The organism is Verruconatronum alginivorum (assembly GCF_056590205.1).
Genome location: NZ_JBWPVQ010000001.1, coordinates 3,400,123 through 3,416,087, shown reverse-complemented (window position 1 = coordinate 3,416,087; position 15,965 = coordinate 3,400,123). Strand labels below are relative to the sequence as shown.

At 60.5% G+C, this 15,965-nt stretch carries 10 protein-coding genes and 1 tRNA gene; 4 read left to right on the top strand and 7 right to left on the bottom strand.

The features are described from left to right. Positions 1-504: 504 nt before the first annotated feature. From ACWUI2_RS12150 to ACWUI2_RS12120, 7 genes are all read right to left on the bottom strand, one after another. The gene (locus ACWUI2_RS12150) at positions 505-2,664 is read right to left on the bottom strand and encodes a fibronectin type III domain-containing protein (RefSeq protein WP_486983113.1); all 2,160 of its coding nucleotides are present in this window, start codon (positions 2,662-2,664) and stop codon (positions 505-507) included. 7 nt (positions 2,665-2,671) lie between these two features. Further along, the gene (locus ACWUI2_RS12145) at positions 2,672-3,817 is read right to left on the bottom strand and encodes a hypothetical protein (protein ID WP_486983112.1); all 1,146 of its coding nucleotides are present in this window, start codon (positions 3,815-3,817) and stop codon (positions 2,672-2,674) included. 2 nt (positions 3,818-3,819) lie between these two features. Beyond that, positions 3,820-5,205 (bottom strand): MBOAT family O-acyltransferase, encoded by a 1,386-nt coding sequence (locus ACWUI2_RS12140; protein ID WP_486983111.1) that lies wholly within the window; start codon positions 5,203-5,205, stop codon positions 3,820-3,822. Positions 5,206-5,326: 121 nt separating this feature from the next. Then, positions 5,327-7,114: a hypothetical protein gene (locus ACWUI2_RS12135; RefSeq protein ID WP_486983110.1), complete on the bottom strand. Its 1,788-nt coding sequence runs from the start codon at positions 7,112-7,114 to the stop codon at positions 5,327-5,329. 297 nt (positions 7,115-7,411) lie between these two features. Continuing rightward, on the bottom strand, positions 7,412-8,305 hold the full coding sequence (locus tag ACWUI2_RS12130; protein ID WP_486983109.1) for a formylglycine-generating enzyme family protein: 894 nt from the start codon (positions 8,303-8,305) through the stop codon (positions 7,412-7,414). Positions 8,306-8,367: 62 nt separating this feature from the next. After that, on the bottom strand, positions 8,368-10,917 hold the full coding sequence (locus ACWUI2_RS12125; protein ID WP_486983108.1) for a TolB family protein: 2,550 nt from the start codon (positions 10,915-10,917) through the stop codon (positions 8,368-8,370). Between the two features lie 246 nt (positions 10,918-11,163). Then, positions 11,164-12,012 carry an ion transporter gene (locus ACWUI2_RS12120; RefSeq protein WP_486983107.1) on the bottom strand — a complete coding sequence of 283 codons (849 nt, stop codon included), beginning with the start codon at positions 12,010-12,012 and terminating at the stop codon, positions 11,164-11,166. 349 nt (positions 12,013-12,361) lie between these two features. Between ACWUI2_RS12120 and ACWUI2_RS12115 the strand changes: the two genes are divergently transcribed. From ACWUI2_RS12115 to ACWUI2_RS12100, 4 genes are all read left to right on the top strand, one after another. Continuing rightward, the gene (locus ACWUI2_RS12115; RefSeq protein WP_486983106.1) at positions 12,362-14,173 is read left to right on the top strand and encodes a sodium:solute symporter family transporter; all 1,812 of its coding nucleotides are present in this window, start codon (positions 12,362-12,364) and stop codon (positions 14,171-14,173) included. Positions 14,174-14,196: 23 nt separating this feature from the next. Next, positions 14,197-15,054 (top strand): SMP-30/gluconolactonase/LRE family protein, encoded by an 858-nt coding sequence (locus ACWUI2_RS12110; RefSeq protein ID WP_486983105.1) that lies wholly within the window; start codon positions 14,197-14,199, stop codon positions 15,052-15,054. Between the two features lie 169 nt (positions 15,055-15,223). Continuing rightward, a tRNA-Pro gene (locus ACWUI2_RS12105) sits at positions 15,224-15,300 on the top strand. Between the two features lie 252 nt (positions 15,301-15,552). Then, positions 15,553-15,888 (top strand): hypothetical protein, encoded by a 336-nt coding sequence (locus ACWUI2_RS12100; protein WP_486983104.1) that lies wholly within the window; start codon positions 15,553-15,555, stop codon positions 15,886-15,888. The last annotated feature ends 77 nt before the right edge of the window (positions 15,889-15,965 follow it).

Sequence of the window (15,965 nt, the reverse complement as noted above, 5' to 3'; positions counted from 1 at the left end):
CGTGTTCCCCTCCTCATGTCCAGAGAGATCCAAACTAGGGATGTTTACTCATCAATGACAAGCTGAAGTTTAGTCCCCGGCTGCCTCCCTGGAGTAATCAGAAGTGGTGGGAATCACCGTCGTGTCATTGCGAGGAGGCTCCGCCGACGAAGCAATCCACGAATCAGCGACCCGCACCCCTTTCCCGGAACGTGGATTGCCGCGTCAGTCGTTCCTCCTTCCTCGCAATGACAGACGGTTGTCTGTTTTTCCCACCACTTTCAAACGCGACCCTTCCCCCCGACGTTTGACACTTCCGCCTCCGTCGCGAAGAGAGAAGTCGGAGTTAATAGCCGCAAAAAGGCGCAAAATGCTCAAAAAAGAGGGTCATTTGAAGAAGTCTGTTTCACCGGATGAGTGATCGGTTGACTCAGGGCTGCGAATTCATCTTCCTCTTTTTTGAGCCTTATTGTGTTTTTTCGCGGCTATCCCAATCGCAGAAAATAGGCTAAACGATGAAGCGCCTCAGGGCTTTTGCTCGCCGGCCCAAAGCCGCACCGTGTTCCAAATCCCGCCGACGCTCCGCTGATTCATCACCCGGACCGTGATCTGATGCGTTTCGCCCGGACGGATGAGGTCGGTCGCATCCACCTGGAAGGGAATGTTCCAACCATCGGGACCGATGTTGTGTTGCCCGGCGAATCGACCGTCGATCCAAACCCAAGCGTTTTCCTCGACCCCGTCGAACCAGAGGGCGAGCGCGTCGTAGTCTCCCATGGCCGGGATCTCAACTTCCCGGCGATACCACCCGACTCCTTGATACTGTTCTCCCAGGAAGTGGTGCCAGTGAATGCCGGTTTCGACCTCCATCCAATCCGTCTCGTCATCAGCCGAATCCGGCCATCCTTTCAAATGCCCCACTCTCCATGGATCTTTCCGAAATCTCCACCCTTCGGCGGGAAACTCGAACTCCCACGCCGTTTCGAAGTCCTCCCCGCCCGACTCGGACAACGGACGGTTGGTCTTCCGCGCGAAAGCCCGCTCCCGCATCTCCAACACATGGGACTCTCCCACCGTCTGCAGCAGCAATCGCCCTTCCGCCGTCCGCAAATCGCTTTCATCAACCGTCCGCGCCAAAGCCCGGATCCGCGCCGACCGATCCGCCATACCGCGATCCAGCCATTCCCGCGCCGACTCCGACCCTTCCACATGGATCAGTAAAATCTGATACGCCACGTGGCGTTTCTCCTCCGACACGTCTTCGGATTCAAAAAACGAATACACGTCTTCCAGAAACGCCGCCCGATCCCCGGGGCGTCCGGCATCGTAATGCCGGGCGAATACTTCCAACAACTCCGCTCCGGCCGCACGTTCTTCCTCGTTGGTCTCGCCGAGCAAACGGGCGATCCACCCCACGAATGCTTCGCTCGATCCGAGCCCAAGCCCGAGCAACTTCGGCGACTTCTCGTCGGTGCCTGGATATTCGTCGATCACTTCGCGGTGCATATTGACCACGGCATAACTTTCCCGCCCTTGGTCCAAGGTCACCACGATCGAGTAATACGACGGCTCCGCCCGCTCCAGATACCATGAGACCGCCGGATCGTAACGGGTTCTTCCTCCGGCACCCCACGAGCCGCTTCCGAGATAAGTCACCCCATGCGGGTCGGGCCGACCGGCCCGGATCGGAGAGGTCCGCTTGTAGGTCATGTCGGATTCCTCGAAGACCAGACGGATACCGTTTCGCTCGAAGAGCGGAGCCCATTCCTCCCGGACTTCCCAGTTCCGCTCATATAGATCCCGGTCCGAGGGGAAACCGGCCAAGTAATAATGCGGGATCACGTGCGAAACCCGGCGGCGCTCGGCCAACCGTTTTTCCAACCAATCCGACTGCTCTCCGTCGATCACGTTCGTTTCCGTGTCGAGCGCGATCAAGCTCAGGTAATCTCCGAAATCGAGCACGCCGTAGCCCGGTTGTCCCGGATACGCGAACAACGAGTAGAAAAACGGGGCCGCTTCTTCCCGAATCTCGTCGGTGGCGACGCCGGCCGCTCCGACCGGAAAACGGACTTCCTGGGAAGTGATATTGGCGACGATCGGCAGCACGTTCCCGTCCGCGTCGACCAACGCTCGTTTGGCTACTTCAAACCAGGTTTCCCACCGTTCGAGAGAACCTTCCGGACGATTTCCATAATAGGCTTTCGGGGCCGACCAAAGAGCGAATGCCGGATCGTATTCGTCGATCACATACCGCATCAACCGGATCCAATCATGGGCGTGGCGGGTGTCCCCGGCCGTGGCGAAAACCAGCGGGCCGTCCAACTCCGACGGCATGGTCCGGAACCGGTATTGCCGCTCGAAATCCCCGACCGTAAACCGATACTCCGCGCCGGGGGTCAGATCGGTCAACTCCACCCGGCGAACTTGTCGACGGGAATAGGGAAACTCCACCGAAACGGCTTCCCGCGCCGCCCATTCGTCACTCCCCGCCGGTTTGAAACGAAGAACGGCGGCCGAATCCCCCGGCACCGATTCTTCCACGTGCCAGTCGATCGTCATGGTGGTGGTTGGATCGGTCTGCCAAGTCAGCAGCAAACCGACCGGTTCCTCTCCCGCCCGCAGGGTCGCCCAACCCCCGAGCGTCAAGACGCCCGCGAGCCAATACCGCGTAAACTTGCCCGCCATCACGCGGTCAACGGAAGAAAGTGGGATCTTCGAGGAGAGCGCGCGCCAGAATCTCGTACCCGCTGCCCAGCGGATGACTGGCGTCGCCGAACTCCTCGCTCGGCAACATCGCGGTGGCGTTGTGGGGAATTCCTTCCGCCTCCAGCCACGCGACCATTTCTCCCTTCAATTGCTCGTAACGCTCCAGGCTATCGGGCGTCATCATGTATTTGTTGAAGGGACCGACCAAAATGAAGACCTCGTTGCCGCGACGTTGCAACAGGTTGACCATCTTGCGAAACGAATACCACTGGAACGAGGTTTCGAGATCGATCCACGGAAAATCGGTCACGGTGAAGCCGCCTTGCTGCCACGGAATCGCCGGACTCCGCGGATTTTCGTCGGGCGCCGGAAGTTCCTGAAAGAGAAACCGGAGCGGATTCTCGTTCGGATAAAGGGTCGTATAACTGTGGAAGTCCAAGTTCTCGAAATAGGCCAACCGCAAATGCCGGGCCCAGGAGAAGAAGTTAACCGAGCGTTCGACGATCGAGAAAAACGCTTCTTCGAAGGTCGGATCGTAAACCGGCAGGTTCGGCCAGACTTGAGGAACGAGGTTCGGGTGGTTGAACCGTACCACTTCGTCGGACTGCAAGTCGTGCCGGGTGGAACTCATCCACAACGGATTCAACTGAATCAAGACCTGGCGGTTGCGGACATCCTTTCCGTAATAGCGAACCAATCCATACATCGCCGCCGGATGCAGGCCGTCGAGGCCGATGTTGCCGACCTCTTCCCGCCCGAGTTGCGTGTTGAGATGGGCGGCGAGGGTTTCATTCCGACCGGCATATTGCCCCCAGATCACCGAGTCACCAAGGGTGAGGATCGGATAGTTGGCCGCGGCTTCGTCGATCCAGCGGGAGACCAACCAGTAGTCGTTGCTCAGGTCATACGGGAAACGGAAGTTTTCCCCCGTTTCGAACGAGTCGAACATCGCCCAGAACCGGGGAATGGCCAACACGCCCACCAGGACCAGGACGAAGACCGCCAACCATTCGCGCATCCGCAAACGGAGCGTCTGCGAGCTGAAACGAAAAACTTCTTCCTGGCTCTCGGGTTGACCGGGAGTGGTCGTTTCGAGCCGGGCCGGTTTATCTATCGGTGTTTGAGCAGGCATGGTTAGAACTGGAAGTAGATGAAGGCTTGTTCAGGAGTTCCGGAAATCAGGAACGCCAGGACGTAGAGGATCATGCAGGTCGCCGCGCCGACCCGGACATAAACCGGCTTCAGCACGAGCTGAACGCGGGACTCGTCGAGATACTGAAAGATCCAAATCGCGAAACAGAACGCCAAGGCGAGATAAGGCACTTCTGCCCCGGCGAAGAGCGAGGCCGAGAAAATCTTCCCGATGATCAACCAGGCGTCGCCCAGGCTTTCCGCCCGGAAGAAGACCCAGGTGAGCAAAACGAACGCGAAAACCAGCGCCTGTTTGACGATGTTCGGCGTATGCACCCGATAGGTGGTGGTCTGCTCCAACGCCCGCGTGCACATCCGGCCGATGGCATGGAGAGCCCCCCAGATGACAAAGGTCCAGGCCGCCCCGTGCCAGAGTCCGGAGATCACCATGACCAGGAACATGTTCATGTAGGTGTTCACCGTGCCCCGGCGATTGCCCCCCAAGGGAATGTAAACGTAGTCCTTGAACCAGGACGAAAGACTGATGTGCCATCGTCCCCAGAAATCACCGAGACTATTGGCGAGATAGGGGCGGTTGAAGTTGAGCATCAGGTTGAAGCCCATCATCCGCGCGATACCGCGGGCCATGTCGGTGTAACCGCTGAAATCGAAATAGATCTGCCAGGCGAACAGGAAGGTCGCAAACAGGAGCGTCGCCCCGGTCTGATCCTGCGGGTAGGCGTAAACCGGATCGACATAAAGGGCGAGGTAATCGGCGATCGCCACTTTCTTGAAGAATCCGATCATGAACAGCGTCATGCCGTCGGAGATGTTGTGCCAGGTGATCCGGGCGGTCTTCGCGAATTGCGGCAGGAAGGTCTTCGCCCGTTCGATCGGCCCGGCCACCAACTGCGGGAAGAGCGACACGAAGGTGGCGAACTTGATCAGATTCCGCTCCTTCGGGATCTGGCCGCGGTAAAAGTCGATGGTGTAACTCATCGACTGGAAGGTGTAGAACGAGATACCGACCGGCAAAAGGACGTCGGCCATCGGCACGTCGAGCGGAACTCCGGTCGCCCGGAAAAGGGCGTTCAAATTGTCGGCGAAGAATTGCCCGTATTTGAAGAATCCGAGCAAAAAGAGGTTGTTGCAGATACTGACCGTCAGCCAGAGCTTTTTCCGTTGGCTCCGGTCCATGCAGTGGACCACCGTATAATCCAACAGGGTCGAATAGACGATCAGCAGCAGGTAAAGCGGATTCCACCATCCGTAAAAGAAGTAGGAGGCGGCAAGCAGCAGCGGCAGTTTGAAACGGGTCCCTTTCAACTGCAAATACAGCAGATAGACGACCACGAAGAAGATCAGGAAATGCCAGGTCTGGAATAGCATAGAGAGAGTTCCGGAGTGATATGCTCCCGTCGGAGCCTACGTTAATTGGTGTTAAAAAAAGAAAAACTTAACCTTAATCAATTGGAAAATGAAATGGAGGGCCGGGGCGACGCGGACGAATCTACTTCGTTCCTTCCGACCAATGCTTGTCTTGCAGCATCGCCACGCACATCCGTTGGATTTCCCGCGCGAAGTCAGCCGCTTCCGGGGCTTCGACCGCGACCCGAGCCGCCCGGTTGAACATCTTCAGGGTGAGATACCGGGGACCGGAGAAGCGGTTTTGTCCCACGACGGCGAAACGCTCCAGCTTGTCACTGTGGTAGGCCCACTCCGCTTGTTTCGCCGAGTGCGACAATTGCAGCGAGGCGATCAAGCGGGCATGCAATTCTTCGAGAATCTCCACCGGATCCTCACTGGTCGGCTCGTAATGCACCCAACCGGCGCGGCGGTCGGCGAAGGCGTTGACCATCCGATTGTGATAAGGAACCATCTCCCGAGCGATGGTTCGAAGCGCTTCGACTTGCTCGGCGGATCCGGGGCTTTGTTCGGCGAACTCCCCGGCCTTCCGCTCCACGGTTTGACCGAACTCCTGGTAGGCGCTGGACCGGCGGAATTGGATGACCCCTTCCTCGAACAACCGGTCGGCGCTCAACCGCATCGTCTGCGACTGCCTGGCCGGAGGGGCGTCCCGGTAACCGTTCATCTGGTGGGCGAAGGCATTTCGCACCGAGCAAATCGCCCCGAGACGGGTCGACAAGGTCTCCTGCCGGACCCCTTCCGGGAAATGTTGCTCAAACCGGTCTCCCAGCACGGAGCGAAGCACGTCTTCCGGCACCCGGATCTCTTCCGGAGTCGGATCGAACGCCGGATACAGCCAGTACCGGCTGTGGGAAGCGACCGGCCGACGGGGATCTCCGGTGATCCGGGTAAGCGGATAAATCACCAGGGTCTCGTAAAACTCCAGCGGATCGGCCTCCTGCAGGTCGGGATGGGGAACCGCGAGGTTCGCCGTTCCGTTCGAAATCCAAAACGGCCAAACGTATTCGACTCGTCCGTGCACGATCTCCGCGTCGTCGCGCCGGGTGTCCGTGGCGAACCAAGCCGTCTCCCGATCCTTGCCCTGCAAGACCGCCTTCCAGTTCGCCGGAAATGGCGGCGACCAATCCAAGGTGGTTTCCGCCCCGTCCCCATTCTCGACGCCGGCAAAGATTTCCTGAAACGATTGTTCATACCAGAGGTCGGCTTTCTCGAAGCCGCTGAGATGCACCGCTTCCCCGGCGAAAAGCAAATCAACCGCCGCGATCGCCGCAGAATCCCCGTCGCCGGACACCTGAACCCGCGCCCGCTGCCTTTCCCCCGGGAGAATCATCTGGACCATCGCGGTCCCCTCCCCAAGGAGCATCAGGTAATGCGGGTTGATCGGCAACGGCCGGGCACCGGCGCCGAACTCCGCCGGATTGAACAGAAAATCATCTCCGATGAAGGTCGGAGCAATCAGATGCCGGGCCTCGCCTTCCAACCGCAGGCCGAATCCGTCGAGCAACGGCTCGATCCGAACCGAGGGAGCGCCGTTTTCGAAAACGAAGGCCGCCGCATCGTGGCCGTTCTGCACCAGCACCGCCCGGATCCGCTCCCCGTCATTCTCCTCCAGACGGAGGGTGGCGGCACTGACGGCCGGGCGCCCATCGCGCAATGCGATCAAGCGGGTCCGTTCGTTGAGTTCCCCTTCCGCATCGCGGGTCGCGAAAAAGATCCCTTCCTCAGTCAACGATAGACCGCCGAAGTCGCTCCGGAGCAACGCCGCCCCATCCAGGCTCGGGGTCTCTCCGGACGGGACCGTTTCGAGTTCACCGACCGACGGACCGGCCAGCACCTCCGGCTTCCCCTGGACTTGGCCCGCGAGGAGCATCCACGCGGTCCCGGTCAGGAGAAGGCCGACTAGGTCCCGTCCGAAAAGGGTTCGTAGCGACCGGACCGGCCTGGAAACACACCCCACCGCTCTAGCGAGCGGTCCCCCCCTCTCGAGAGGGGATCTTTTTGTAAGCCATTCCCCTCTTGAGAGGGGGGGACCATGCGCGAGCATGGTGGGGTGTGTCCCCGCTGTTTCAGCCAAGCGAACGGCCGCAACCCTTTTCGGATACCCTCCGACTAAAGTTCGTTTCCGACGGAAAACCATGATGTTCGTATTCAAATCAACAGGACAGGGTTAGTTCGCGTTGCGGGCCAAGCGGAACCCGTAAACATCGAATCCGACGCAAACATCGGCGTAACCGGGTTCCTCCGAATGCCGGTGAAACACCGCCAACCGCTCGCCGCGGGAATCCCAGGCACCGCCCCGCACCACCCGCTCGTCGCCGGACTCCGGGCCGCGGGGGTTGTCGGTGCCATTCGGAACGGCCTCGAAATAGTCGTTGGTCCACTCCCAAACATTGCCAAGGATATCGTGCAATCCCCATGGATTGGCCCGCTTCCGGCCGACCGGACGGGGCTGCCCCCCCGAATTCGCCGCAAACCAGGCGTGATCGCCGAGGCGGTTCGGGTCGTCGCCGAAGAAAAACCGGGTCGTCGTGCCCCCGCGCGCCGCATACTCCCACTCGGCCTCGGTCGGCAACCGGTAGCCGTTGGCTTCGTAATTGATCGACCAATCGTCAAGGTCATAAACCGGCTCCAACCCCTCCTTCTCCGAGAGCGCGTTGCAGAAACGGACCGCGTCCGACCACCGGACCTGCTCGACCGGATTGTTCGGGTTCTTCCGGTTCGACGGATTCTCCCCCATCACCCGCTGGAAGAGTTCCTGGGTGACCGGATATTTCCCAATATAAAACGAATCGACCCGCACTTGGCGGGGCTGCTCCCCTTCGCCCCCCCGGTCGTCGCCCATCCGAAACTCACCGCCCGGAAGCCGGATCATAGCCACGCCGCTTTCCGATTCGACTTCTTCGATTCCGCCGCCCTCCTGGTCGCCTTCGCCTTGGGCCGAGGCCGTCTCCTGCGCTCCGCAACCGGAGAGAAACAGGGTTCCTGCCGCCATGAGGGAAACGGCCGCCGAGCGCTTCAAAAGATTTTCAATCAAAGTGGAGTGTGAGATAAGTGTTTTCATAATTGAAGGATGGTTGTCGGTTGTGTCGTTAAATTGATTTCCAGTCACGGATGGAACGTCGCTCACCACATCCGCGGGGTCCGGTCGTGCCGGATCGTGTTCGGTCGCTGGACATTGCCGTGCCGCAGGTCCCCCGCGAGAGCGGTCGCCGGGGCGAGATCGAAGTAAGGCCGGACCACCGCCTCGCCGCGCCAATCCTCCTCGGCCAGGATTCGGCCGGAGAGCAGTTCGTCGGCCCGCCGCCGGATCTCGAGCAGGGCGTCGCTATCGCCGCCGGCATTTTGGGCCACGGCGAGATTCAAGTCGGTGCGCAATTGCCGGACGGTCTGCCGGTATTGTTGCAGGAGTTCAGTCCGGGTGGCGGCCGCCTGGCGGACTTCCGGGACCCAGCGGTTCAAGACCCGTTGCCGGGAAAGGTCGCCGTTCTTCAGTTCGGAAAACCGGCCGTCGAGCTCGTCACGTGACACCAGCTGATCTCGTTTCTCCACCAATTCCTTGAGCTTCCCCCGGTGCCGGGCGATCGATTCCCCGCCGTTGCCGTTCGCTTCCAAAAATGAGACGAATTCGGCATACTCCTCGATCCGCTGATCTTTCAACGCGAACAGTGCCGCCATATCGTCGGCCCAATTGGCCACGTCTTCCGGGATCTCGGCATAGAATCCGCCCGCCATCACCGTCGGTGAAATGTGCGCCCGATGCATCATGTCGAGGGTCTTGTCGACCGTCGGAAACGTGGTCCAACGTTCCGAAGTCACGAAATTCGCCACCGCGGCGCGCTGCAATGCTTCCTCGGCCCGGGCCCGCCCAAGCGCCTGATGCAGCAGGTCGGAAACCGTCACCAGGTGAAGCGAGGTATCACTGGTCCGCTCGAACGGATAAATCACCGCCGGACTGCCGGAATGCTTCCGAACCGCCTCCACCAACCGGCGGACATCCCCCGCGGTTTCTCCTTCGCCAAAGACCGCCATCCGGGCCGCGTGCTTGTCGCCGTCGCGTCCGGCGACCCGCCAGACCGCCTTGAAGGGAGGCTCCCAACTGCCGTTTCGTTTCGACCAGGTCTTACCTTCTCCGGCCGAGAGCAATCCGACGTACACCGCCCCTTCACCAGACAAATCGACCCGCACGCCATCGCCGTCGCTTGCCTTCCGCAGACGGATCTCCCCGTCCGGAGCAGCCAAAACCGCGATGCCGTTACCTCCCTCCAACATCGCCAAAACATACGACCCGTGACTCAGATTCAGCTCCTCCCCATTGAGGGAACCAACCTCGAAAATCAGGTCGTCGCCCAAACGGTCCGGCGCCACGAAGAATTCAGCATCCGCCCAGACCGACACCGTCTCTCCGTCGGCCAAGGCCAGCGTCAAATGATGCCCGGACTTTTCCGCTCCCTCGAGCAACTCCGCCCGTTCGCTGAACAACTCCACCTTCAGATCGGAACTGAGCGCAAGCGCGGCCTCGCCCCCTTCCGCGAGATAATGCAAGCCCGCCGCCGGGGCCGTCGCGGAGCCATTGTTCCCAGCCTGCCAAACAATTCCAGCCCCCGGGTCCATGTCTTCCTGACGCGGTTCCTCCCGGTCGAATTGCTCCATCGCCACTTCCACCAAGACCGAACGATGGGCCCCCGCCACGTCGACCGCCCGCAACCGCCAAGGGCCCTCCGGCCGGGGAGAATGATTGTAAGCGACCCCGCCGCCATCGGTCGACCAAACCGGAAACGATTGGTATCCCCCTTCGTCAGTGAGCGGACGTCTCTCCCGCCCTTCAACATCGGTTAAAAAGATTCGCGAGCCATCTTGATAAGCGATCGCGCCTCCGTCGGGCGACCAGGCCGGCCGGCTTCCGATAGCCCCTTCGACCACGCTGCGGCTCTCGCCTCCTCCGTTCGCATCGGCCAGGTAAAGCGCACGTTGACCGGTGCCATCGGCTTCGCCTCCGGCGACAAACATCACCGTTGCCCCATCCGGGGAAACCACCGGCCAGGCGCAATTCTCCAATCCGTCTGGACTGATCCGCTCCTCGGAGCCTCCATTCAATCCGCGCCGATAGATCGCCCCGCCACGCTGGAACACGATTCCATCCCCATCAGGCAACCAACTCCCCTGCGAGCCTTCCCCCAGCGGCTCGGCCCGGCTTCCAGGATCGAGTCCGATCACCCAAAGCGCATCCTCTTCCCCTTTCGGAAAGGTAAACAACGCCCGGGTGCCGTCCGGAGAGATCACTGGAGCGGCGGTCTCGCTGGAATGATAGGTCAACTCCCACTCCATCCCGTCGTCGATCATCTTGATCCCGTAAGGAAACCGCGAATACACCACTTTCTCGATCACCGGCTCCAAGCCCGGGTGTTCCGCCCGGGCTGCCACCACCTCCGTCAGCGTCATCCCTTCAATTCGCGAAGAATCAAACGACGCCCGCTGGATCGAAACCGGAGCAACCGTCCGCCGGACTTCACTGCCCTCGCCGCGATCCTGCCAGGCTTCCCCGCCGGTTTGATCGCCGCCACAGCCGACGAAGCCGAAGGAAAGCGCCATCGCCCCGATGACCGACCGAAGCGCCACGCTTCCGACAAAACCATTTCCGTTGTTCCGGTCCTTCGACTTCCTTCCAAATATCATAATTTCAACAAAAGGGATTCAACGACTGACAGACCCGCCTGGTTCTCTTCGTTTAGTCGACTCGGGATGAAGAGAAGGGAGTCAGCGACTTCACATTAAGGGAGTAATCAATTCACCGAGGGGGGATGAGACAACGGGAATTCGTTCAATCGTTGACCAAGGTTTCAACGGTTTCCCGTCGCCTGGAAGTGGCCTAAACACAAGCGTCCCCGGCTTCCCCTCCCGGAGAATCAGTCAATTTGACCGTCACTCCCCCTCTGGCGGTTTCTCCCCCAGCGCCGAACGAAGCCGCTTCAAATCATCCGCCATCCGCTCCACCGTCTCCATCAATTCCGTTTTTGACAGATTCGGCACCGGCAGAGTGTTCAGCTCTTGCATCGTGGTGACAATGATTCCGATGAAAAGGTTCAAAATTGTGAACGTCGCGACGATAATAAATGGAATAAAAAAGCCCCACGCCAGCGGATGTGCCTCCATCACCGGACGGACAATTCCCATCGACCAACTTTCCAAGGTCATGATTTGGAAGAGCGTATAAAGACTCCGTCCCAGCGAGCCGAACCATTCCGGATGAGTCTCTCCGAACAGGTTGGTCGACAAGACACCGGCGGTGAAAAAGAAGATCGCCATCATCATCACCACCCCGCTGAGCCCCGGGATCGAATGAATGAACGCCGCCACCACCCGCCGTAGCGACGGAATCATCGTGAGCAACCGCAACACCCGCAACACCCGCAGCGACCGCAACACCGCCCAAGCCCCGCCCCCGGGCACCAAGGCGACCGCCACCACCAGAAAATCGAACACATTCCAGCCGCTTCGCCAAAACACCCACCGGAAGGCGGCGATCTTCAACCCGAGCTCAACGATGAAGATCGCCAAACAGATCCGGTCGACCAACACCAACCACGGCCCCCACGGACTCGCCATGATCCCCGCATCGGTCTCCAACCCGAGAATCACCGCGTTCACCAGAATCACCACAATCACAAAGGTCTGGATCCGTTTCGACTCCACCCACTGCGCCAACCGCAGCCGCCACGGAGCGATCACCCCATTCCGCCGCAAAAGTTCGACAATATCCTGCTCAGCCATCCCCCGAAGTCACCCGACCAGCCTCACGACTTCAATCCCTTTTTCCAACCGCGGCATCGCCGGAGCCATGTAATCAGAAGTGGTGGGATTACCCATCGTGTCATTGCGAGGAGGCTCCGCCGACGAAGCAATCCACGAAACAGCGACCCGCGCCCCCTTTCCCGGAAGGTGGATTGCCGCGTCAGTCGTTCCTCCCTCCTCGCAATGACAGACGGTTGTCTGTTTTCCCCACCACTTTCAATCGCGCCAGCACCGCCACCTGCCGTCTATCGTTCGTCTGTTCGACAATTGCTATCGTCTATTTGCTATTTGCTATCGTCTATCGCGCGCGAAGCGCGCACCCTGAGGCGTGATTTTCTCTTTCATTTTCGCGGACATCGCCGGGGCGGTCGGCGATTTGGGCGGCCGGTTCACCGCGCTGGACTGGGCGGTCGTTTTCGGCTACTTCCTCGTGACCACTGTCGTCGGCGGTGTGCTCGCAGGCAAACAACAGAACATCAAGGATTTCTTCCTCGCCGGACGAAAACTCCCGTGGCCCGCCGTCTCCGGTTCGGTCATCGCCACCGAGATCAGCGCCATCACTTTCGTCAGCGTCCCGTTCGTCGTCTTCCAGCCGGGAGGCAACTTCACTTACCTCCAACTCGGCCTAGTCGGCGCCCTTCTCGCCCGCCTCGTCGTCGGTTACGTCCTCGTTCCCGCCTATTACAAACGCGAGATCTACAGCCCCTACGACTACATGGGCCACCAACTCGGCCATCGGGTCCGCGCCCTGACCACCGCCCTCTTCTCCCTCGGCGGCATGCTCGCCCAATCCGCCCGGGTCTATCTCACCGCGATCATCCTGTCCCTCGTCCTCCACGAACCGCTCGCCTCGCTCCAAACCGCCACCGGCATTCCCCCGCTGGTCGCCGCCATCGCCATCATCGGCGTCGTATCCATCGGTTGGACTTTGATGGGCGGCATGGCCACCGTCATCTGGACCGATGTCCTGCTTTTCTTCGTTTTCCTCGGCGGAGGCATCGCCGCGCTCGTGACCATCGCCTTCCACGTCCCGGGCGGTTTCACCGAGGTGATCGAACTCGGCCGCGCCGCCGGGAAATTCGAACTCTGGGAATTCAGTTTCAGCCCGACCGAACAATTCACCATCTGGACCGCCGCCATCGCCGCCACCTGGGGCAACATCGGAGCCTACGGCACCGACCAGCTGATGACCCAACGGCTCTTCTGCTGCCGCAACGAACGCGACGCCCGCAAAGCGATCATCGCCAGCTGGGCCGGAATCGGCGTGACCGTCCTGGTCCTCTTCGTCGGCGTCGGTCTCTACGCCTACTACACCCACTTCCCCCTCGAAGGCGAGGCCCTCGCCGCCTACCAGGAAAGCGGCGACCGCATTTTCCCGATTTTCATCCTCACCGTGATCCCTGCCGGAGTCACCGGACTGATCATCGCCGGTATTTTCGCCGCGGCGATCTCCAGCCTCGATTCGATCCTCGCCGCCCTCTCCCAAACCTCCATGTCCGCTTTCTACCTCCCTTGGCGGGAACGCCACCTCGCCCGCTCCGGCGGTCCCGGCCCCGGAGAAGACCGCCGGACCGTCTTCGTCTCCCGCATCATCGTGGTCGTCTGGGGCGTGGTCCTCTGCCTGATGGCCTACGTGGCCCACTTGGCGGCGGGACATTACAACCACCTCCTCGGCCTGGCCCTGAGCATGGCCGGCTACGTCGGCGGCGGATTGATGGCCGGATTTTTCCTCGCCTTCTTCGCGGAACGCCTGAACATCAACGGGCGCGGTTTCCTCTGGTCGGCCCCGATCGGCGTGCTGGCGGTGCTGGCGATCGCCTGGTTCCAACCATGGGCCTATTGGACGGTCGGGATCGGCGCGGCGCTGTTGCTCACCCTCTGGATCGCCACCCTCCTGCAATTGCCCTCCGCCGAACAACGGATCTATCTCCCCAAAACCACCTACCTCCTCCTCGCCCTCCTCGTGGTGCTCGCCCTGAAATGGTGGGGATATCTCCCGGGCGGAACCGATCCCGAAACCGGTTTGGAAATCAAACGCCGGATCGCCTGGCCATGGTATGCGCCGCTCGGCTCGACAATCACCTTTGTCTTCGGTTATCTTTTAGCCGGACCGCGGAAGACCGAGCCCGACCGCGACTGAGTCACCGAAACGAAAGGAGTGTCATGCCAGCAGCACCGCAACCCATCGCCAACCGCCACTGCCAAACCGGAGAAAATCCGCTCTGGGATCCCGCCCACGAAGCGCTCTACTGGACCGACATCCCGGCAGGCAAACTCTACAAACTCGAGCCCCGGACCGGCAAAGTCACCCAAATCTACGACGGCCCGCCGGTCGGCGGCTTCACCCAGCAAGCCGACGGCACCCTCCTCCTTTTCCGCGTCCACGACATCGCCCGGTTTTATCCCGACGGGCACGTGATTCCGCTGATCGAATATCCCCGCGACGGAGCCAACCGCTTCAACGACGTCATCGCCGACCCGGCCGGTCGCGTCTACGCCACCCGCCTCGCCGACGACCCCGAACACGGCGGCCTGATCCGCCTCGATCCCGACGGCACGATCCATCCGCTCTTCACGGGTTGCGCCATCCCGAACGGCATGGGTTTCACCCGTGACGAGAAGACCTTCTATTACACCTGTTCCCCGAACCGGACCCTTTACCGCTTCCGCTACGACCGCGTCACCGGCGAACTCACCGACCGTGAAACGATTTTCGAAGGCCCCGAAGAAGAAGGACTTCCCGACGGCCTGACTATCGACGAAACCGGCCACCTCTGGTCCGCCCGGGCGGGAGGCGGCGCGATCTTCCGTCACTCGCCCGACGGCAAAGTCGTGGACAAAATCCCCCTGCCGGTCGAAATGGTCACCTCCCTCTGTTTCGGCGGCCCCGAAATGGACCGGCTCTACATCACCACCGGCGGCGGCGACCCGGAAAAAGGGACCGACGACGGCGCGCTCTTCACCTACGACCCCGGCTGCCGCGGCCGCCTGGAGTATCGATCCCGCATTCTCCTCGACTGACCCATCGTGACACAGACATTCCTGTCTGTGACCTGTGGTCTGAGCCAATGCGATTGCATGAGCCGAACCTGATTTACTCCGGGTTCGAAACGAATGCGAGAAAGTTGGAAAATGGACTTGCAACCCCATCCCCATGCGACAAGGTAAAAGGCTTTTCCGCTTGGAAAATCGGGGTGTGGCTCAGCTTGGTAGAGCGCTACGTTCGGGACGTAGAGGTCGCAGGTTCGAATCCTGTCACCCCGACCATTTTCCAGAAGCCGAATTCGCATGCCTAAGCCGATTTCGATCCACCCCAAAGTATCGAATCCCTCTTCGTAGCGATGAAGCCAAGCATTCATCGACCCGCCCCTTGGCGCCCGCCGAATCTGCACGACAACACACCCCACCGCTCTGGCGAGCGGTCCCCTCTCCAGAGGGGAACTTTTTCCCGCCGATCCCCTCTTGAAAGAGAGGGACCATACGCAAGCATGGTGGGGTGTGTGATCGCCCTCCTCTTTCTTGGCGGTTGCGCCACACCGGCGTTACATCAATGACCCCCATGTGTTCCTGAGCCCCTACGTTGCCGCGAGCCTCGCCTGGCAACCCCTCTACTGGAGATACCGGAGCCCGGTTCCAACAAACGGCGACCGGATCACTTCGGATCGCCTCAACGGGTTCACCGCCTACACCGGCCTTGGCGTCGCGGTTGGAAGAGCAAAAGGGATCAATGTTTTCGGCGAGGCCGGCGTCGGGGGAACCATGTATCAACGAAACACATACGAAGGATTTCGCAACGATGTATTCGACAACTTCGGATATCTGTCCGTCAAGGTCGGCCTGATGATGCGGTTCTGAGGACTTGCAGCGATCGGACCACCCTGGAAACACACCCCACCACTCTAGCGAGCGGTCCCCCCCTCTCCAGAGGGGAA

Bases quoted from the DNA above. Each gene is read 5' to 3' on its own strand.
- ACWUI2_RS12150 (WP_486983113.1), bottom strand. From the start codon at position 2,664: ATGGCGGGCAAGTTTACGCGGTATTGGCTCGCGGGCGTCTTGACGCTC.
- ACWUI2_RS12145 (WP_486983112.1), bottom strand. From the start codon at position 3,817: ATGCCTGCTCAAACACCGATAGATAAACCGGCCCGGCTCGAAACGACC.
- ACWUI2_RS12140 (WP_486983111.1), bottom strand. From the start codon at position 5,205: ATGCTATTCCAGACCTGGCATTTCCTGATCTTCTTCGTGGTCGTCTAT.
- ACWUI2_RS12135 (WP_486983110.1), bottom strand. From the start codon at position 7,114: ATGCTCCTCGCGGGCCAAGTCCAGGGGAAGCCGGAGGTGCTGGCCGGT.
- ACWUI2_RS12130 (WP_486983109.1), bottom strand. From the start codon at position 8,305: ATGAAAACACTTATCTCACACTCCACTTTGATTGAAAATCTTTTGAAG.
- ACWUI2_RS12125 (WP_486983108.1), bottom strand. From the start codon at position 10,917: ATGATATTTGGAAGGAAGTCGAAGGACCGGAACAACGGAAATGGTTTT.
- ACWUI2_RS12120 (WP_486983107.1), bottom strand. From the start codon at position 12,012: ATGGCTGAGCAGGATATTGTCGAACTTTTGCGGCGGAATGGGGTGATC.
- ACWUI2_RS12110 (WP_486983105.1), top strand. From the start codon at position 14,197: ATGCCAGCAGCACCGCAACCCATCGCCAACCGCCACTGCCAAACCGGA.